Origin of the sequence: Kitasatospora sp. NPDC059648 (assembly GCF_042734825.1) — a bacterium.
Classification (GTDB): Bacteria; Actinomycetota; Actinomycetes; order Streptomycetales; family Streptomycetaceae; genus Kitasatospora.
Map to the genome: position 1 here is coordinate 1 of NZ_JBHWDU010000117.1, position 18553 is coordinate 18553.

Below are 18553 nucleotides of genomic sequence, written 5' to 3' on the forward strand. Positions count from 1 at the left end.
GCTTCTTCTTCCCCATGCTCTCCATGATGGACATCATCCTTACCGGGGCCGAAGCCCCTGATCAGGGGTGTCCGTCAAAGCGAATCAAGCCCAGTACCGATACTGCTCGTGGAGCTCGACGCGGCCCGGCGAATCGACTGGACGGGCGTCTACGTGTCCGCCTCCGACAGTGTGCCGCCTGTCGCGGGCCAACCTGGCGGTCGCGCAAGCGGGCCAAGTCAACTTCTCGGGGACAAGGGCTACGACAGCCGACACGTGCGTCGCGAGCTGACCCGCCGACGGGTCCCGCCCGTCATCTCATGTCAAGGCGAGCCCGACATCGACGGGCTGGGCAAGCTCTGCTACGTCATCGGGCAGGCCTTAGCCCGGCTCCACCAGTCCAAGCGCCTCACCGTCCGCTGGGAACTACGCCTCAACCTCCACGACTCACGCATCTCACTCGCGTGCACCCTCATCTGCCGACCACGGCTCAACAAGCAAGCAGCATGCTCGTGTTGCGAGCTCTTTGGTACCTGGTCTACCGCGCGCGCTCATGCTTGATCAAGTACAATGACCGCTCGTTCCGCCGGTTCTACATGCAAGCGCAGATGGGGGTTAAACGTGGGTGAGCGGCACCCCTTGCGGGCCAAGCGCCGGCCGAAGTTTGAGCAGGGCACCGGCTCCCTGCGAGTCGTAGATCTCTTCGCCGGCTGCGGTGGTCTCACCCTCGGTATTGCTCAGGCGGCCCACAAGTATGACGTCTCGCTCGATGTTCGCCTCGCAGTTGACTTCGAGGCGGCTCCCACAAAGGTCTTCAAGGCCAACTTTCCCAAGGCCAACGTCCAAGAAGGAACCGTCGAGTCCTACTTCGACGGTGACCTCGGCGCCTCGTTGACCGCTCAGGAGGCCGAGACTCTCTCCACGGTGGGTGAGGTGGAGCTCTTGATCGGCGGGCCGCCGTGCCAGGGGCACAGCAACCTCAACAACCACACTCGCCGCGATGATCCCAAAAACCGACTGTATCTGCGCATGGCTCGCGCCACAGAGGTTCTGCGCCCCCGTGCAGTCGTCATTGAGAACGTGCTGGCCGTTGTCAATGACAAGCAGCAGGTGGTCTCCCGCGCCATCGTTCACCTCAAGAAGCTTGGATACGACGTCGCCACCAGTCGTATCGACCTACTCAAGCTCGGGGTCGCCCAGACGCGCAAGCGCCACATACTGCTGGCCGTCCGCGCAGACGCGCTACCGGCTGGTGTTTCGGCTGCTGACTTGCTGCAGATCGAAGACCGTGATGCCACGCCCTATGACCTGCGTTGGGCGATCGGCGACCTGCTCGGCGTTCAACCGAAGTCTTTCTTCGATGAAGCTGCCGTGCCCAACGCGGATAACCAGCGGCGTATGAATTATCTCTTCGAGAACGACGAGTACAATCTGCCGAACGAAGAGCGTCCCAAGTGTCACCGGGGTAAGCACAATTACACCTCAATGTATGGTCGCCTGTGGTGGGACCGTCCGTCTCAGACCATTACCAGCGGTTTCGCGACGATGGGTCGCGGACGTTTTGTCCACCCTGGTGTCCCCCGATGCCTCACCGCCCACGAGGCCGCGCGCATCCAGGGCTTCCCGGACTATTTCAACTTCGTCGACGAGAGGGCCAAGCCTCGCTATGAGCTGACTCGCACCGAGGTTCAGGTCATCATCGGCAACGCCGTACCCCCGCCTCTGACCGAGGCGCTGACCTCCAAGCTCTTCGACGCTGACGTTCTGCAGACGAAGGACGACGCTCCCCTGTTGCTTGAGGACGACTTCACTGCCTCTGCTGTCGACCTCGCCTGCTGAGCCTGCAGCGGGTTGATTCCATCCGAGGGCATTTGAGGCAGGTGAAATGCCCCCTGGTGGCCTAGGTTTGTCCAGCGGATCACGTGACTTCCCGATGCCGGGCTCTTTGCGCCTGGTGTGGGGTGACGGCGGCCATGAAAAGCTCCCCATATGTGAGGTCCCGCGAGATCTTGGACAGACTGGTTCCAGGAGATGCTGGACGTCACCGGGAGATCTTGGACAAGCAGCCGTCAGTTCCGGTTGTAGGCGGTCGCTCTGAACTGGGTGACCGGCTTGTCGCTGGTCCGGGCGTGCGTGGACAGCTCGACGTCACCGTCCAGGACCCGGAAGACGGTGTCCTCGATCACGATGACCACGGTCTTCCCGGCGTGGCTGCGGCCGACCCGCAGCCGCTGGCCGGCGACCATCACCACGCCGTCGGCGGGCACTCGCCGCTGGGCTCGCAGGGCCTGGGCGGACGGCGGGACGACGGCGGTGCGGGGCGCGCGAGCGCCGCTGATCTGTGCCCGGTGCTCGATAGGGACCGGTGCTGACAGGGTCTTCACGACTCTGCCGTCTGCGATGACGTGCATCAGCTGGCCGTCGAGACGCAGTGTGACCTGCTGTCCGGCCAGATGTGAGGCGAGCTTGACCCGCTCACCGCCCAGGCCGACGTCGCCGTCACGGCCGACGATCCGGTCGACCTCGACCACCGCGTGCGCCATCATCGGCCCCGACATCAGCGCGGCTGGCGCGGGCTCGGGTCCGGCGATCCGTCCGCCTCGTTGGACGAGGGCCTTCAGGTCCGCCGGTGTGAACTGGGAGGGGCGGGTCCGCAGGAGCTCGCCGTCGAGGAAGACGTGGATGCTGCGGTCGTCGGCCCACACGGTCACTGTGCGCCCGCCGAGGGCCGCGGGGAACTTCAGCTGCTGGCCGCCGGGCAAGCACAGCCGTCCGATCCCGGAGATCAGCATCTCGAACTCGACGGCCCGGATCTGGGACTCGTCGACGGGCAGCCGCGGCGAGGGCAGCAGAGCGGGCAGGCGTGGCGCCAGCAGTTCGGCGACCGCATTCGCTGGCGCCTCGATCGGGACGGGCAGGTGGACCTCATGCTTCTGTGGCGCCTCCTCCACCGGGGTCGGACGGAACACGCTGGCCGGAGTGGCCATGCCCAATGACTGGTGGGGGCGAGTGTGGTTGTAGGCGTGCACCCAGGCGTCGATCGCGGCCTGGGCGGTGCCCTGGTCGGCGAACTGGCCAACGTGGTCGAGTAGTTCACGTCGCAGTGTCTTTTGGAATCGCTCGATCTTCCCGGTGGTGGTCGGCGAGCGCGGCTTGGTCAGCCGGGCGGTGATGCCGTTCTCCCGGCAGATCCGCTCGAACAGTATCTCGGCCGGGGCCGGCTTCGTGAACCGTCCGGTGAACTGCTTGCCGTTGTCGGTCAGCACCTCCGAGGGCACCCCGTAGGCCGTCATGGCCTCGGCGAAGGCCGTGCACACGGCCCGGCCGGATGGCTCCGCGACCACCTTGGCGATCACGATGAACCTGGAGTGGTCGTCGATGCCGGTGACGAGCTTGCACTCCCGGCCGCTCGCCAGGAACACCCCACCCATGAGGTCGAGCTGCCACAACTGCATCGGAGCGTCTCGCTGCCAGCGCCGGTAGACACGGCGGTGGTTCTGTTCCTGCTGGTTGACCAGGCCGTGCCGGGTCAGAATCCGGTGGACGGTCGAGCGTCCGGGCACCGGCACCAGCCCCCGCTGACCGAGCTCGTGCGCGATCCGGCGGGCACCCCACCTCGGGTAGGACCGGCGCAACTCGCAGACCAGAGCCTCGATCTCGGCGGCCACCTGGTGCGGTGAGACATGCGGTCGCCGGGACTTGTCTACCAGAGCGTCCAGGCCGCCGGCGTGGTACCGGTCGACCCAGGTGTACACCGACTGCCGCGAGGCGCCGGTCTGCCGAGCCACCTGCGCGACCGGCACCCCGTCGAGCACCTGAAGCACCGCGCGGTACCGGTGCTCGGCCATCCACCGCCGGTCGTCCACCGGCTCCTGTCCACGCTCCTCAGCCACACCGAGCTCAACGAGCAGCAGCCGTCCAGGATGTGCCGAGACCGTCAAGCATCAACCGGGACAGATCTGTCCAACAACTCGTGGGACTGCACACTACGGGGAGACCTTCAAGGCCGTTGACAGTGGGGCGGGGTGATCTGACGAACAATGAGTGGGACCGGCTGGCACCGCATCTGCCAGGAAGCAGCCGGCGGGGTGGACACTGGAACGACCATCGCAAGGTGATCAACGGGATCCCATTTCGACAGCGGACCGGCGCGGGTCAGTGCCGCCCAACTGCTGTCCGCGGGTGAGATGTTCTTGCTGCAGAGGGTGGCGCCGGAGCCGTCGACGACGAGCAGGTTGCTGGCAGGGATGAGGGTGTTGGCCTTGGGGGCGTTCGGGTCGTTGTAGTACTCGGTCCTGCCCATGTGCGGTGGACCCCTCCTGGTCAGACGGTGGGCACCGGCCTACCGGTGTTCAGCGGTGAACCGTTCCAGGGTAGGGAAGGCGCCGGTGTCGATCGTGTTGGACGACCCATACTGATCAAGTCCCATCGTGAAGAGGGCGCGGCGGTACTGCCACTTGATGTGCTTGTCGTGCCGTGCGGGGTCGGTGGGCCGCATGAGAGCCAGGAAGAAGAAGCACTTGACGAGCAGGAAGTCGCCCAGGTGCTCGCTCACGCGCCGCCCGATCAGGGATGCGGTGGTCTCGTCGAGTGCGGCGGTGTAGGTGGCGCGCTGCTCCGGGGTGATCGTGTAGCCCTTGCCTCCGCCCTTGAAGGCCACGATGTCGAGCGCGGGGTAGACGTCATAGCCGAGCGGGACCGGTCCGTGATGCTGCCAGTCGATGACCCCGGCCCTGAGGGCGTTGGGCAGGCCGTAGTCCAGGTGCCCGTGCACCATCGGAAGTTGAGCCAGCCGGTCGAGGGCGTGTTTGACCGCCTCGTGAACCCGCGGGATGTCGAAGTCCGGGTTCTCCTCGAAGACCTCGGGGGCGAAGGCCGCCTTCTCGAACCACGGCGTCGAGGGCAAGGGGTGCCTCGCCTGGGCCCGCAAGAGACACGATGCGACAGCGGCAGCCGTGCTGATCACCTGGTAGCTGACCTGCCCGTCCCGCCTGGCATCGGCCAAAGCCTCCTCGTGCAGCGCGGTATCACCGATGGCTCGCTCGACGACGAAGTAGCTTCCGCCTTCGGACCCGCTGTCGACGATCTCCGGGACGGGGTAGCCCAGGCCAGCGGCCACCTGCTGGAACTCGCACTCCGCCCGCAGGTCCTCGCCGCCGATTCGCTTGTAGAGCAGGCCGTCGGCTGACCTTAACACCGCGCCGCCAGTGGCGGTTCTCTCCTTCACAAACTCCCAGTCGCTCATCCATCCATCCTTCCGTAGCGCCGAGTTGGCGTGGAGCAGGCACACCGGCCGGGCGGCAACGGCGGGCACGCGACGAGCGGTCGAGGTCAGCGGGCTGGACGAAGCAGACGCCGTCAGCGCGTCGTTGATCGTGGGCCCGCGGCTGGCGCGGCGGCCGATGTCTCGATGCCTCGGTGTCATCGGCGGGCGACGCTGCGGCCCTGGCCGGGCGACGACTACGCGAACCCGCCGGACTTCGAATTCTCCTGACCACCGCGGAGGTTCAAGCCCAATATGACCCGGACTGGAGCAAACCGATGGGCAAATTGCTGGGCTTGGCCGGACGCCAATCGACACGCTCCGGCGGCCAGGTGCAGTGATCAGTAGGACCAGGTCGAGCCCGTCCCCCGGTACTCCTCGACCGGGATCGGGTGAACGTCGGGGCGCATGCGGTCGGTGTAGAGGAGTCCGTCGAGGTGGTCGATCTCGTGGGCGATGAGACGGGCGAGGCCGAACTCGTAGGCGACGGTGGTGATGGTGCCATCGAGGGTAGTGGCGGTGACGTCCATGCGGAGTGGGCGGGGGACCATGCCTCGGACGTCGAAGAAGCTGAGGCAGCCCTCGTACTGTTCGTCGGTCTCGTCGGAGACAGCGGTGATCTCCGGGTTGAGCAGGATGATCGGGTCTGCGCCGGCAGCCGGGGGAAGGACGAGGGCGGCGGAGCGAGGGATACCAATCTGTGAGGCGGCGAGGCCCATGCCCTTGGCGAAGGAGTGAACCTGGCCGATCCGCTCGACGGCAGCGAACAGCTCGTCGATCACGGCCTGGGCGCCGGCACGTTCGGCTGGAAGGTCGAAGGGCTCAGCGGGGCGGTTGAGGATGGGGGTGCCCTGTTGGACGACGCCGAGGGACTGCATCTGCTGGCTGGGCCGCACCTCGATCACCTGATCTCCTTGGTCTGCTGCGGGTTGTTGGCGCGCGGAAGCGCCATTCGTCGGTGCCCCGGGCGAAGTGCCGGCGCCCGCCGTCGTCGTGGCTGCTGATGGCGGTGCGGAGGGACACGGTCTCGGCGGTCATGGAGGTCCTGGTTCCCACAAGGCTCCTTATGCCCAGGCACCGACCAGCATCGGCTCGGGGCGGAGCGAGATCCCGGTTGCGATCTCGACCTGCGCCGAAAGTTCAGTAAGGGCCTGGGCGAAGCCCGCCGCGGTCGCCCCGCTGTGGGCGGTGAGGGTGAGGGTGCGGCGTTCCGAGCAGCGGATGCCGTCTGCGATCTTGTAGCCGGGGCGGTAGCCAGTGTGCTCCAGCAGCCAGCCTGCGCTGGCCCGGAGCTGCCCGTCGCTGTCGGTGTGGACCGGGCAGCCGGCAGCCGACCAACGGGCGACCTGGGCGGCGGTGACGGATGGGTTGAGGAATACCGATCCGGCCTGGCGGGCGTCGGGACCGTGGGGGTCGAGGAGGAGTCCACGGCGGTGGCGGTTGGCGATGACGGCGGTGGCCACCTCGGCCACGGGCGGTCGCGCGCTGACGTGGACGCCGAGTTCGTCGGCGAGCGGCTGGTACGTGATCGGCGCAGCTGGTGAGCGGGTGAGATGGAACGTTGCGGTAAGGATGGTCCAGCGGCCGGGGTCGTTCTTGAAGCGGCTGTCGCGATGGCGGAGGCGGCATGCCTGGGCGGGCAGGGTCCGCAGTCGGCCCATGTCCCAGTCCCATGCGGTGAGGTGGTCGAGGGTGTCGGAGATCTGCTGGCCGTAGGCTCCGGCGTTCTGGACGGGGGCGGCGCCGACAGTGCCGGGTATGCCGGCCAGGCACTCGATTCCGGCGAGGTGTTCGGCTGTGGCCCACTGGACGAGGTCGGCGAGCGGGTGGCCGGCCTGGACGGTCGCGGCCACCGTGTCGTCGTCCACCCGCTTCACGGTGATGCCCCGGGTTTTCATCACGGCGACGGTGCCCTTGTGGCCGGTGTCGGAGGCGATGACGTTGCTGCCGTGGCCGAGGGTAAGGGGTGCGTCCTCCTGCCGGTCGCCGATCGTACGGACCAGTTCGAACCAGTCGTCGGGGTCGGCGACCTGCAGGACGTCGCTGGCTGGGCCGCCGAGCCGCAGGGTGGTGAGGGACGCAAGCGCGGGGCTTGGCATGGGGCCTCCTAGGGTTCGTCGGTGATCGCCTTGAGCGCGAGGGTCCGCAGCGGGGCGAGGCGGGTGCGGTTGTCCTGGTGGTGGTAGACGGCGTTGGTGCAGATGGCCAGGTAGCGGCCGGTGGCCGGGGCGAGGTAGAGGCTGGTGCCGGTGAAGCCGTGGTGGTAGGCGACCCGGCCCTCGTCGGCGAGAATCCAGACCAGGCCCCGGTCGAGGCCGGGTTCGATCGCGGCCTGCGGCCGCATGCTGTAGGCGAGCCAGCGGCCCAGGGGCCCATCGGTGGCGTGCGAGGTCAGCAGGTGGGTGGCGAAGGTGGCGAGGTTGGCCGGGGTGGTGAACACCCCGGCGTGGCCGGCGACTCCGCCGAGGAGGGCGGCGTTGTCGTCGTGCGGCATCCCCCACAGTCGGGGCCCGCCGGTCAACCGCTGCTCGGTCGGGGCGACCTGGGCGGAGCGGGGTACCGGTCCGTAGGTCGTGCTGGTCATGTCGAGGTGCTGCCAGAGCTCGGTCGCGAGTTCGTCCAGGCGCTGGCAGCGGTAGTGGGCCAGGGCCAGGCCGAGGAGGATGAAACCGCGGTTGATGTAGCGGTGTCCGGCTCCGGGTTCAGCGATCAGGTCCTCGCCGCAGATCAGTTCGGCCAGCGGTTCGGTGCGGTTGCGGTACTGGTCGAGGCGGGTGTCGGCCCGCAGGCCGGAGGTGTGGGCCAGCACCTGGCGAACCGTCACCTTGCCTCCGGGCGCCTCGGCCGGGATGCCGGTCAGCAGTTCGCGGATCGGGGTGTCCAGGGTGAAGCCGTCCATGAGGGAGGTGCCGACCAGCGGCCAGGTGGCCAGGACCTTGGTCAGCGAGGCCACGTCGTACACCGTGTCCGGCCCCGGCCGGGCGTCGCCGCACTCGGGGGCGACGACGCCGGAGGCCAGGTAGCCGGGCTCGGTGTCGAAGGTGCCGTGGGCGATGATCCCGCCTGGCACGGTGCCGTCAGCGGTCATCAGGTCCAGGCACTCGCGCAGATCGGCGAGCGCGTTCGGGGTCCACGGCACGGTGTTGGTCACGGCTACTCCTGGTCGATCGTCAGGTCGGCACCGAGCGCGGCCAACTTCGGCAGCAGGCTGCCGTATCCGCGCCGCAGGTGATACATCCCTCGGATCGTAGAGGTGCCCTCGGCGGCTAGGGCGGCGATCACGAGAGCGGTCACCGCCCGGATGTCCTCCCCGGCCACGTCGGCGCCGGTGAGCGCGGACCGGCCCCGGACGGTGATCACCGAGCCGGTCGCGTTGACGGTGGCGCCGAACGCGGCCAGGGCCGGCAGGTGGGTGTCGCGCTGGGTGTAGATCCGCTCGTCGATGCGGGAGGTGCCCTCGGCCTGGGTGAGGAAGGCGGTCAGCTGCGGCTGCACGTCGGTCGGAAAGCCCGGGTGCGGGCCGGTGGCCATTTGCACCGGCCGCGGCCCGGCCGGGGTGCTGACCGCCGTTCCGCCGTCCAGCGGGTCGAGCTGGATTCCCGCGTCGGCGAACACCGACACCAGCCCGTCCGGGAACGCGGCCGGCGGGAAGCCGTTCAGGTGGACGGTGCCGCCGGTGATGGCGACGGCCAGCGCGAGGGTGGCGGCCTCCAGCCGGTCCGGCGGCACGGTGAACACCCCGCCCCGAACGCGGTCGGTGCCGGTGACGTTCAGGGCCTTCCTGCCGCGCCACTCGATGCCGACGCCAGCCTGCGAGAGCAGGGCGGCGGTGTGGGTGACCTCGGGCTCCACACTGGGGTTGAGGATCGCGGACGTGCCCGGGGTGCGGGCGGCCAGCAGCATCGCGGTGACCGTCGCACCCAGGCTCGGCCCCCACGAGCGGGTCTCGGCGTCGGTGATGAACGGCAGCCGCTTGCCGGTGAAGCGGGCCCGCACCCGGCCCCGGTTCACCTCGACCTCGGCCCCGGCGGCTTCCATCGCGGCCAGGTGCCGGTCGATGTAGCGGGCACAGAAGGCGTCCCCGCCGGGGGTGGGGAAAGTGACCTTGCCGGTGCGGGCCAGCAGGGCGCCGCCCATCACCGCGGTGGTGCGGATGCGCCGTCCGAGGTCGTCCGGGATGACGGGGAAGTAGGAGTCGGCCGGGCGGGTGGCGAACTCGTCGCCGGTCACGGTGGCGCGGGTGCCGGTGCGGTGCAGGATGTCGGCGACGACCAGGGTGTCCAGGATCTCGGGCGCACCGGCCAGGGTGAGCGGGTCGTCGGCGAGGAGCGCGGCGGCGTACAGGTGCAGGGCGATGTTCTTGCTGCCCTGGACGGTGGCGGTGCCGGCCAGGCGGCGGCCGCCGGTGATCCGCACGGCCCGCTCGCCGGTCGTCGGGGTGGTGTCGGTGGTGGGCATGGTCACCTTCCCTGGCTTCCGGCCGGGAAGAAGCCCCCGACCTGGGTCTTCGGGTAGAGCAGGGTGTGCGCGCCGATCAGGGTGGCGGGCTGGAGCACGGTGCCAGCGGGAACGATCACGCCGTCGCCGATCACCGCGCCGAACTTGGTCTGGCCGGTGGCGACGCGGCGGCCGTCGAGGTGAGCGCAGACCTCTTCGGTGGCCGGTTCGGTGACCGGCCCTGAGGTGACCCGCAGGCCGGTGGTGGACACGAACGCACCGATGTTGACGCCGAGGCCGAGTACGGAGTCCCCAATGAAACTGGTGTGCTTCATGAAGACGCCACCGGTCAGCAAGGAGCGGGTGACCTCGGCGCCGAAGCCGATCCGGCAGTCAGGCCCGATGACCGTGTTGTCGCGGACCCGGGCGCCGGCCTCGATCACCGCGCCGGGGCAGACCAGCACCGGGCCGGTGACGAACGCGCCCTCGGCGATGACGGCTCCGGCCGCCGCGATCACCTGGCCGCGGACCGTGGCGCCGGGCTCGATGACCCCGACGGGCTCGGGCAGCGTGATGTCCAGGTGCCCGGCCAGCAGGTCCGCGACGGCCTTCTTGAGGCCGAACACGGTCGGGCAGCAGCTCAACAGGTGCAGCACCACGGGGTCGGTGACCTGTTCGGTGTCGATGTAGTACTCGGGGGTGGTGCGGTAGTCGATGCGCGCCAACTCGGCGCTCATCATGGGAGTTTCTGGCACTCGGTGCATGGGCTGGTTCTCCTCTCGGGCGAGCGAGCGGAAGAAGGGGGGCTGGCGGTCGTCATGACCTACGAGATGGGCTCCGGCGCGGTCGCCGCAGCCTGGAAACGGGCTTCGACCTGGTGGTGGACCGAGAGGCCGAGCAAGGCCAGCACGGGCAGGTGCAGGGCGGCCCAGGAGGCAGTCAGGAAGGCGCCGAACCGGTCGCGGTCCGGTTCGGCGGCGTGCTGGGGGCCGACGGAGGGCAGGGAGGTGCTGTGCGTTGGCATGCGAAGGCCTTCGGCAGCAGGGGCGGGAGTGGACGTTCCCCAGTGAACTGCCAGGCCGAAGACCGGATCCGTAGCCAGGCTACGGGCCGTAATCCTGCTACGGGTCAGACGATCTGCACGCCCGCTCGGGCGGCGAAGTCCCGAACGCCGGGCAGCTTGCGGTCGTGCCGCAGCAGGCTGGCGGCGAGGTCGCGGACGGCGCCCCGGCGGATCTCCTGCGGGGCGGCCTCCTCGGCGGCGAGCAGGGCCTTGAAGCACTGCTCGGGCTTGCCCCACTGGTCGAATGCGCGGGCCACGTCGGTGAAGAAGCGGGCCTGTCGCTCGGCGGTCGGTAGCGCGGTGGGGTCGATGGTCCTGGCCAACTCGATTGCCTGGCCGGCGTCGCCGAGCTCGTAGTGGACCGACAGCTCGTGTAGGGCGACGCCCTGGATGCCATCCGTCAAGCCGGAAGCCCGGCCAGCAGCGGCGGCGCTGTCGGCGGCCTCCCGGATCAGGGCGTGGGCGTAGGAGCGGTCACCGGTCTTCGCGGCGGTGTAGGCGGCGGTGGCGTACAGGTCGCCGCGGGCGGCCAAACGGGCGGCTTCTGGAACTGAGTTGTCCGCGAGCAGGTCCTCGGCCGCGACCACCACGATGTCGGTCGCCCGAGACAGGCTGCCCTGGCGGCGCCAGGCGCTGGAGACCATGCGCTGTGCCTCGGCAACGACCAGCGGATCTCCGCCTGCCCGGGCGGCAGTCAGCGCGCGGTCAGCGGTGATGGCAACCAGGTTGCTGTCGCCGATCTTGATGCACAGCCGGACGGCGATGTTGTAGAGCTGGGCGACGTTGCGGGCGCGTTCCTCGGCTGCACCGACCAACTGGGCAGCCGCAATTCGGCCCGGCAGAGCCTCGGCGAGGGCGTCGTACCGGGCCGCCTTGAACTCCAGGCGCGACGTCACCAGCGAAGTCGCGACGGACTCCTGGGTTGGCTCACGGCGAGGGGCGGGAATTCGATCCGTCCCGTAAAGCAGGAGGTCTTCCAGGCCGGCTAACGGTGCCATCGAGTCAGCGTGCGCGGCCTGTTGACCAGTGGCTGGGGTGAACAGGGCGGCAGCCGCCAGGGTTAGGAACGGGCGGCGTCGCACATCGTCCTCCTCGGCAGCGGAAGTGCTCGTCAGCGTAGCGGAGGCGGGCTTTCGAGGGCGTGATCTCGCCCGGTCGGCGGCCGGTTGCGGCAGGGCGATCAGCTCGGTGAGGTCGACACCCAGAACCTCAGCGAAGCGCTGGAGGAGCGTCAGATCCTTGACCTGCTGCATGTCCCGCTCGACCAGGGACATCCAGTCCTCACTGCGGCCGACCTCGGTGGCCAGCCGCAACTGGGTCCACCCCAGCGTCGACCGCCGGAGCGAGATGAATGCTCCGAACGTCTTGCCGTTGTCCCCCACCGCAGGCCCCCGCGGATCGTACCCAATCAGCTACAGGCCGCTACCGTACCGACGATCGGGGGCCATGGTGTAGGGCTTTCGGATCGAACCCGGCGTCCACTGTGCTGTCCGGCGGGGCCTCGGCAGCCGCCTCCACCCTGTTACGGGCGTGCTGTGCGAGTACTTCCTGTGCGAGTACCTGGCCGGCGAGGCAACCAACAGCGACGCCGTCGAGAACGTCGACGTGATGTGGGTTCCTCGAAACTCGGTGACCCGCTTCATTGACGCCGATACGATCTTCCCACCCATCCTGGCCGTCCTGGAGGAGCAGACGTGACACAGCAGACTGCGGAGGAACGCCCGGGCATTGCCGCCGCGATCGTGGTCCACGAAGGCCGCGTTCTGATGGTCCGGCGGCGGGTCAGCGAGGGCCAGCTCTCCTGGCAGTTCCCGGCCGGTGAGATCGAGGCCGGCGAGTCGTCCGAGAAGGCGGCCGTCCGCGAGACCGCAGAGGAGACCGGACTGGGTGTGGCCCCCGTCAAGCTCCTGGGCGAGCGGGTGCACCCGAAGACTGGTCGGCTGATGTCGTACACGGCCTGCGAGATCGTCAGCGGCACAGCCGAGGTGGTCGACACGGAGGAGCTGGACCAGCTCGCGTGGGTGGCCCTCGCCGAGATCTCCGAGTACGTGCCGTACGGGCTCTTCGAGCCGGTGCAGGAGTACCTGAACGCCACCCTCGATAGCTGATCAAACTTCAACGGAAACGGCCCTGTTGGCGGTCCACCGACTGGTGGACCGCCCACATGGCCGTTGACCTAGTTCCAGGTCGTTCCGGCCAGGAGCCCGTCGTAGCCGATCGTTTCCGGTCGCTGATGGTCAGCGGCGTCGGGACTGGGTCCCGGGCTGTTGGAGGGCAGCCGCAGTGGTCGGACTGGTGGCGTGATGGCGGACGGTCGGGGTGGCAGGCGAGCGCAGGAGCGCGGCTTCGACGGTGCGGTTGGGTGCGGGGTTGTAGCTGGTGTGCTGGATGCGGGCGATGAGGACCTTGGCGGGCAGGCGGGCGCTGCCGAGTTCGCGGCGGGCGGCGGCCTCGGTGAGGAGCTGGTGGGGCGTGTGGCCGCCGGCTTCGGCGTCGGCCAGGACGGTGGCGAGGGCGGGCCAGTTGGGGTCGGCGAGGATCCGTGTCGCGTGGTCGGGGATGGCGGCGCGGACGTCGCTGGCGAGGGTGTTGCGGGTCTGCTCCTTGGGCTGGCGTTGGGCGAGGAAGGCGAGCTGGTCGGCGGCGGCCTGGTCGTACGCGGCCTGGAGGTGCTGGACAGTTCGGCGCGCGGCTTCGGCCTGCTGAGCATGGCCCTTGGCAGTGTGCCAGCGCTGGGAGAGGATCGCGGCCCAGACGAGGGCCGCGACGAGAACGGCGAGGGTGCTGCCGTCCTTGCCGCTGCCGGCGTGCACGAGGTCGCGGGCCGCCTGTCGCAGACCGGCTGCCGCCGTGTGGTCTGCACGAATCTGGGAGCGCTGGGCGCGGGCGAAGGTCTTTGCTGCTGCTCGGAGTTCGGCGCGCAGGTCCTGGGGCGCGGTCTGGGCGGTGGCCGCAATCAGTTCACCGAGGGCGGTGATGTGCGCCTGCGCACGCGCGTCACCACTGTCGCCGGTGGTGTCGTGGTCGGTGGTGAAGGTGTCGAGGGCATCGGTGGCGCGCTGCCAGGGGGTGGCGGGCTTGTTGCGGTGGGCGGTGGGGTGCTCCTCCGGCTTGCCGGCTTCAAGGAGCGCCTGGAGCTTGGGCAGGGACAGGTCGGGGGCGATCTTCCCGCCGGGGATGTAGTTGGGCTGCCCGTTGGCCTTCAGGTCTCCGGAGCGAGCGACGGAGTAGCCCCGAAGGTCGCCGGACGGGAAGCGGAGGGTCTTGACCTCGACGCCATAGGCCTGGAGGTAGGCGAGAAGTTCCTCCGCGTTGCTCGCGTGGGGGATGGCTGCGCGGATGCGGCCCTGGAGCCACTCGCGGCTGGTCTGTTCCCAGCCGAGGCGCTTGGCCTTGTGCATCTCGGCCTGGGTGGGGCGGCGTTCGGCGGTCCGGTCGCCGGTCCCGAGCTGGCGCAGGCCGTAGTCCTTCTCGATCTCGCGGCACTCGGCTCCGACGCGCTGGCCGCTGTTGTGGAGCTTGGGGCGGCGGCCGTCCTCGCGGACGGTGGTGGCGAGGACGTGGATGTGGTCGTCCGCGTGGCGCACGGCGATCCAGCGGCACGCCAGGTCGTCGTCCTTGGGGGCGATGCCGGCGGCCCGGACGATGCGCTCGGCGATCTCGCCCCACTCGGCGTCGGAGAGGTAGCGGTCCTCGGGGGCGGCGCGTACGGGGCAGTGCCAGACGTGGTCGGTGAGCTTCTTGCCGGGCTCGCTGTTGCGCAGGCGGACGGGCTCGTCGAGGTAGCGGGTGAGCTGGGTGAGGGTGGCGTTCTCGTCTCGGCCGGGGTCGGGCATGGCGAGCATGGCGAAGCCGGCGACGATGTGCGGGTCGCGGTGCTCGTCGTGACGGCCAGGGCCGTAGAGGTAGGCGAGCAGGCCGCGGGTGTTGGAGCCGGGGTTCTTGATGGGGGCGATCACGACGGTGTTCAGTCTTCCTGGCTGGCGGGCTGGCGAAGGGCCTCGGCGATCTCGGTGAGCAGGCCGTGCAGTTCGTCGAGGGTGCGGCGGATGTCGACCGGTGGCTCGTATCCGCCGTTGAGGGCCCGGGCGATCTGATTGACGTTGCTGGCGATACCGCTGATCTGGCGCAGGACGCGGGCGCGGAACTCGTGGATGAGTCGGCGTTCTTCCGCCAGGGGCAGGTCGATGAAGAACCGGCCGGCTATGAAGGCCAGGACAACGTCGGCGGCAAACCCGGACAAGCCGCGGTAGCCGTTTGCGGTGGCAGCAGCACGCAGCCGAGGCTCTTCCTCGGGTTCGAACCGCAGAGGGCCGACGCGCTCTTCGCGCTTGGTGCCGGTGTAGCGGCGGTTCTTCGGCGCGGCATCATCGGCGGTGCTGTGGTCGGAGGACTCGTTGTCGGTCTCGGTCGGGCGGACGTCGGCGAGGATCTGCTGCTGGACGGCAAGGAGCTTGTCCGGGTCGGGGCCGCCCTCGGCCCCGACCTCCTGGCCCGGCGCGCCCTCGCGCTGGGCCGTCTCCGCCACCCCTGGGGCGGAGATCCCGCGAGTCCGGCCACGAGTCGGACACGCGGTACTACTGGCTCCGCCAGGGGCACGGTTGCCGAACGCCCACTGCCAAAGACCCTTCACGGTATGGGACTTCTTCCTCTCCTTCGCGCTCTCGCTGGCGGCGCCGCGCGGGTACTGGGTGTCGGTCACGGGCTGATCTCCTGTTGCGGGGTCGTCGAGGTGCTGTGGTGCGAGCGGGATGCGAACGCGGCGCACGGACCGGATCGGGCGGCGACCGGTTCGGCGGAAGGGTGATCCGGTGCTTTGGCGGATCTCGCTGACCACGAGGTGGACATCCGCCAGACCACTTGGCGGTGAAGGGGCCGCCCGCCAAGCGCCGTGCGGGTCGTTGGCGGGCGGCCACCTATGGAGCGGTGACGCGTCAGGCGGGCACCGGGTGCTCACGCGCCTGCTCAGGCTCGCGGTCGGCGTGGTCGGGCTGAGGGTCGGCCTGCTCATCCCGCAGGAGCGTCATCAGCTCCGTCCGCCGCTTGCTGCTGATCGGAATCCCGGCGTCGCTGACGGCCTTCTCGACCACTGCGACGCTGACACCGTGCTCGGCGACGACCGGCCGCATCATCTCCACGAGCTGGTCCATGGTCTTCGCCGGTGGGCGTCCGGTGCGCTTGCGAGGCGCGGCCGGTTCTTCATCGGAGGCCGGGACGTCGTCCCTGCACTCAGCCACCGGCGCGGGGCTGGACAGGCCGTCCTGCTCCACGTTTGGTACGGGCTGGGGTGCCGGGGAGGGCTCGGGGTTTTCGTGGAGCGGGAGTTCGTCCTTGGCGGGTTCGGGTTCGGCGGGGGCCTTGGTCGTGGTGGTGTTGTGGGCGAGGAGGCTGCCGCCGAAGAAGGCGAGGGCGGGCCATCCGGCGACCAGGATCCGCAGCCAGGCGGAGACGTGGTCGAGGTCGAGGAGGCCAGCGGTGGCGACGTTCGCGCCGAGGGAGGCGGTCAGGGCGATGGCGAACCAGGTCCAGGCGGTGCCAGCCGGGTGTCCGGTGGCGCGCAGGGTCCGCATGCGGTGCCAGGCGGCGACGAGCAGTAGGTCGACCGAGACGGGGTAGGCCCAGGCTTTCCAGCCGTGTTGTCCGGCGGCTTCGGCGATGTCGTGGAGGTGGGCGAAGGACAGGGCGCCCGCGATGGCGGCCTGCACGAGGACGGCGTCCAGGCGGGGGCGTATGGGGTTGGTGGCGGTCATGCGGAAGGTGGTCCTCGCGGATCGGGTGGTGGTTTGCGGGATTGCCGTCTTTGCCGTCTTGCCGTCTTGGCGCTGTCGGACGGGCTCTGGGCTGGGGCGGGCGCGGCTGGCCGGCAGCACCGTGGGCGCGGCGCTGTTCAGGTTCGGGACACGGCGCGTATCCGTCTTGGGTCCCGTATCCGTCCCAGCGGAAGGGCCTTTGACCTGCGGTTTTACGGCAGGGACGGCTGGGACGGCACAAGACGGTTGTGGTTCCCGTCCCGGGGCGGCCCGCCGCTCGCGCCGTGGTTCGGGCGGCGGCGGGCCGCTGGCGGCGTGGGACGGCTGCCGTCCCACGCGCCGTCTTGCAGGCGGGGTGTTGCCGTCCCGGGGTGGGCGCGTTTCCGTCTTGGGCGGCCGTTCCGTCCCGGCGGCAGGTGCCGTGACCTGCGCTGTTACGGCAGGGACGGCAGGGACGGCAGTTCGGGGAGGCTGGTCAGCCTCTGCTGCCCGTGCCCGGACTCTCGGCCGTGGCCGCGGTGACGGGGTGGACGGTGGGGCAGTAACGGCGCCAGGCGTCGAGGAACTTGTGGCGCGTGTAGCCCTTGCGCTGGGTTCCGTCGCCGACGCGCACGTTGCCGGAGGTGATGCCGAACTCGCGGAGCATCGCGCCGAGTGCGCGCGGGGTCAGCCCACCCCGAGACGACTCGGCCCACGGGGCCTCGGCGTTGTCGTTGAGCTCGCGCAGCAGCTGGTCGGTGGTCAGGCTGTCCGCCTCGCGGTTGGCGTGGAAGATCCGGCGGATGTCGGCGAGGATCCGTGCGCCGCCGGCGTTGTCCTCCTCCGCCTTCGCCTCGGCGTCGACCATGCGCTTGCACGCCTGGCGCGCATGGCCGGGCCAGGGGCCTCCGGCGAGATCGGCGACGATCACCAGGGGCTCCCAGGTGTCGGCCGCGCGGTCCTCGACCGGCATGGCGGGCTCCAGGCACAGGGCCTGGTCGGCGAGCGGTGCCGCCCAACGGGCGATCTTGTCGCGGATCGCGTGCAGGGCGGGGCGGTCGCGCTTGGTGCGATACGGGGAGACGCGCTCGCCCTCGGCGCGGCGGCGCATGCGGATCACGATCGAGCGGTCCATGATCGTGTCGGGGAGGTCGCCGATGCCGGCGATGGCCGCCATGGCGAAGGTGGGGAACCTGCCCGGGGCGTGCTCCTTGCCGACCACGCGCAGGACGTAGCGGTCGCGCTGGTGCCCGGCGTTGAGCAGGCCGCGCATCTCCTCGTTCTTCTCGGCCATCTTCGGGCTGCCGAAGATCGTGTCCGCCTCGTCCACCAGCAGGGTGGGCGGCTCCTCGCTGATCGAGCGGAAGATCGCGGCCGGAGACGAGTTCACCGTCGCCACGGGGTTGTGCACCGTCTCGGTGAGCACGTCGAGCAGGCGGGACTTGCCGCAGCGCTTTGCCGGGCCGACCACGGCCAGGCGTGGGGCGTGCTGCCACGAGCCCTGCAGGTGGGTCGCGGCGACCCACAGCGTGGCGGCGTCCAGGGCCTGCTGGGAGGGAAGGATCACGAACTTCGCGATCTGGGCCCTCAGCTGCGCGAGCAGGTCGGCACCCTCGGTCGCCTCCGCATCAGGTATCAGGTCGGTCCTGTCCGGGGCGGTGGGCTCGGCGGGCGCCGCCTCGGCACCGTGTCCACAGGTTGTGGACACAGGCTCCGGCTGTTGACCCGGCAGGAAGGATCCGGGCTCGCCGGGCTTGGCGCCCGGCGGCCAACTCACCGTGGAAGCTGCCGGATCGGGCCGGTGGGACGTAGACTCCATGCTGAAGCTCCAGACTGGGGCGCGGGACCTGATCCGTCGCGCGCCGCCGATGAAGGTCGTGGGTAAGGACTTCGCCTGGCCCTCGGTGTTCGCAGCACCGGGGGCCTTCGTGCGCCCTGGGGTGATTGGGCCGGGGATCCCGGCCCCCTCAACTGGCAGGGATTGCTTGCGCCTTGGCGGTGGTGGGGCGGGCCGCGGGGGCCCCCCCGGGCCCCCCCCCCCACCGCAAAACGCCCGCGAAGAACAACAAAAAAAGGCAAAGA

At 69.7% G+C, this 18553-nt stretch carries 15 protein-coding genes and 3 pseudogenes; 4 read left to right on the forward strand and 14 right to left on the reverse strand.

What is annotated here, in order from left to right; genetic code table 11:
- Positions 1-600 precede the first annotated feature (600 nt).
- Complete coding sequence (locus ACFV1W_RS37040; RefSeq protein ID WP_380421684.1) at positions 601-1818, forward strand: DNA cytosine methyltransferase; 1218 nt, start codon at positions 601-603, stop codon at positions 1816-1818.
- A gap of 230 nt (positions 1819-2048) precedes the next feature.
- On the opposite strand, the gene ACFV1W_RS37045 is transcribed toward ACFV1W_RS37040, so the two are convergent.
- Positions 2049-3827, reverse strand: coding sequence for an IS481 family transposase (locus ACFV1W_RS37045; protein WP_380421698.1), 1779 nt, complete (start codon positions 3825-3827; stop codon positions 2049-2051).
- A 167-nt stretch (positions 3828-3994) separates the two neighbouring features.
- Between ACFV1W_RS37045 and ACFV1W_RS37050 the strand changes: the two are divergent.
- Positions 3995-4129, forward strand: a pseudogene (locus ACFV1W_RS37050) (transposase); the annotation flags it as partial.
- A gap of 42 nt (positions 4130-4171) precedes the next feature.
- Here the strand turns inward: ACFV1W_RS37050 and ACFV1W_RS37055 are convergent.
- The 9 genes and pseudogenes from ACFV1W_RS37055 to ACFV1W_RS37095 form a co-directional block, all read right to left on the reverse strand.
- Positions 4172-4282: pseudogene (locus tag ACFV1W_RS37055) on the reverse strand (NUDIX hydrolase); the annotation flags it as partial.
- A gap of 39 nt (positions 4283-4321) precedes the next feature.
- Positions 4322-5224, reverse strand: a complete 903-nt coding sequence (locus tag ACFV1W_RS37060; RefSeq protein ID WP_380421685.1) for a phosphotransferase — start codon at positions 5222-5224, stop codon at positions 4322-4324.
- 359 nt (positions 5225-5583) lie between these two features.
- Entirely contained in the window at positions 5584-6147 is a 564-nt protein-coding gene (locus ACFV1W_RS37065; protein ID WP_380421686.1) for a peptide deformylase, read from the reverse strand.
- A gap of 159 nt (positions 6148-6306) precedes the next feature.
- Entirely contained in the window at positions 6307-7341 is a 1035-nt protein-coding gene (locus tag ACFV1W_RS37070) for a UDP-N-acetylmuramate dehydrogenase (RefSeq protein WP_380421687.1), read from the reverse strand.
- Positions 7342-7349: 8 nt separating this feature from the next.
- Positions 7350-8393 carry a serine hydrolase domain-containing protein gene (locus ACFV1W_RS37075; protein WP_380421688.1) on the reverse strand — a complete coding sequence of 348 codons (1044 nt, stop codon included), beginning with the start codon at positions 8391-8393 and terminating at the stop codon, positions 7350-7352.
- A 2-nt stretch (positions 8394-8395) separates the two neighbouring features.
- The gene (locus ACFV1W_RS37080; protein ID WP_380421689.1) at positions 8396-9700 is read right to left on the reverse strand and encodes a UDP-N-acetylglucosamine 1-carboxyvinyltransferase; all 1305 of its coding nucleotides are present in this window, start codon (positions 9698-9700) and stop codon (positions 8396-8398) included.
- 2 nt (positions 9701-9702) lie between these two features.
- Positions 9703-10443, reverse strand: a complete 741-nt coding sequence (locus tag ACFV1W_RS37085) for a hypothetical protein (protein ID WP_380421690.1) — start codon at positions 10441-10443, stop codon at positions 9703-9705.
- A gap of 59 nt (positions 10444-10502) precedes the next feature.
- Positions 10503-10703 (reverse strand): hypothetical protein, encoded by a 201-nt coding sequence (locus ACFV1W_RS37090; protein ID WP_380421691.1) that lies wholly within the window; start codon positions 10701-10703, stop codon positions 10503-10505.
- 104 nt (positions 10704-10807) lie between these two features.
- Positions 10808-12124, reverse strand: a complete 1317-nt coding sequence (locus ACFV1W_RS37095) for a helix-turn-helix domain-containing protein (protein WP_380421692.1) — start codon at positions 12122-12124, stop codon at positions 10808-10810.
- A gap of 85 nt (positions 12125-12209) precedes the next feature.
- Here ACFV1W_RS37095 and ACFV1W_RS37100 point away from each other — a divergent pair.
- Both ACFV1W_RS37100 and ACFV1W_RS37105 read left to right on the forward strand, forming a co-directional pair.
- A pseudogene (locus ACFV1W_RS37100) lies at positions 12210-12440 on the forward strand (NUDIX hydrolase); the annotation flags it as partial.
- The gene (locus tag ACFV1W_RS37105; RefSeq protein WP_380421693.1) at positions 12437-12850 is read left to right on the forward strand and encodes an NUDIX hydrolase; all 414 of its coding nucleotides are present in this window, start codon (positions 12437-12439) and stop codon (positions 12848-12850) included. The pseudogene ACFV1W_RS37100 and the gene ACFV1W_RS37105, both read left to right, overlap by 4 nt.
- 129 nt (positions 12851-12979) lie before the next feature.
- Here the strand turns inward: ACFV1W_RS37105 and ACFV1W_RS37110 are convergent, their stop codons facing one another.
- The 4 genes from ACFV1W_RS37110 to ACFV1W_RS37125 all read right to left on the reverse strand — a co-directional run bounded on the left by ACFV1W_RS37110 (position 12980) and on the right by ACFV1W_RS37125 (position 18290).
- Positions 12980-14701 (reverse strand): relaxase/mobilization nuclease domain-containing protein, encoded by a 1722-nt coding sequence (locus ACFV1W_RS37110; protein ID WP_380421694.1) that lies wholly within the window; start codon positions 14699-14701, stop codon positions 12980-12982.
- A gap of 8 nt (positions 14702-14709) precedes the next feature.
- Positions 14710-15444, reverse strand: a complete 735-nt coding sequence (locus ACFV1W_RS37115) for a MobC family plasmid mobilization relaxosome protein (RefSeq protein ID WP_380421695.1) — start codon at positions 15442-15444, stop codon at positions 14710-14712.
- 232 nt (positions 15445-15676) lie between these two features.
- The gene (locus ACFV1W_RS37120) at positions 15677-16492 is read right to left on the reverse strand and encodes a DUF2637 domain-containing protein (RefSeq protein WP_380421696.1); all 816 of its coding nucleotides are present in this window, start codon (positions 16490-16492) and stop codon (positions 15677-15679) included.
- A 475-nt stretch (positions 16493-16967) separates the two neighbouring features.
- Positions 16968-18290: a DUF3631 domain-containing protein gene (locus ACFV1W_RS37125; RefSeq protein WP_380421697.1), complete on the reverse strand. Its 1323-nt coding sequence runs from the start codon at positions 18288-18290 to the stop codon at positions 16968-16970.
- Positions 18291-18553: the final 263 nt, after the last annotated feature.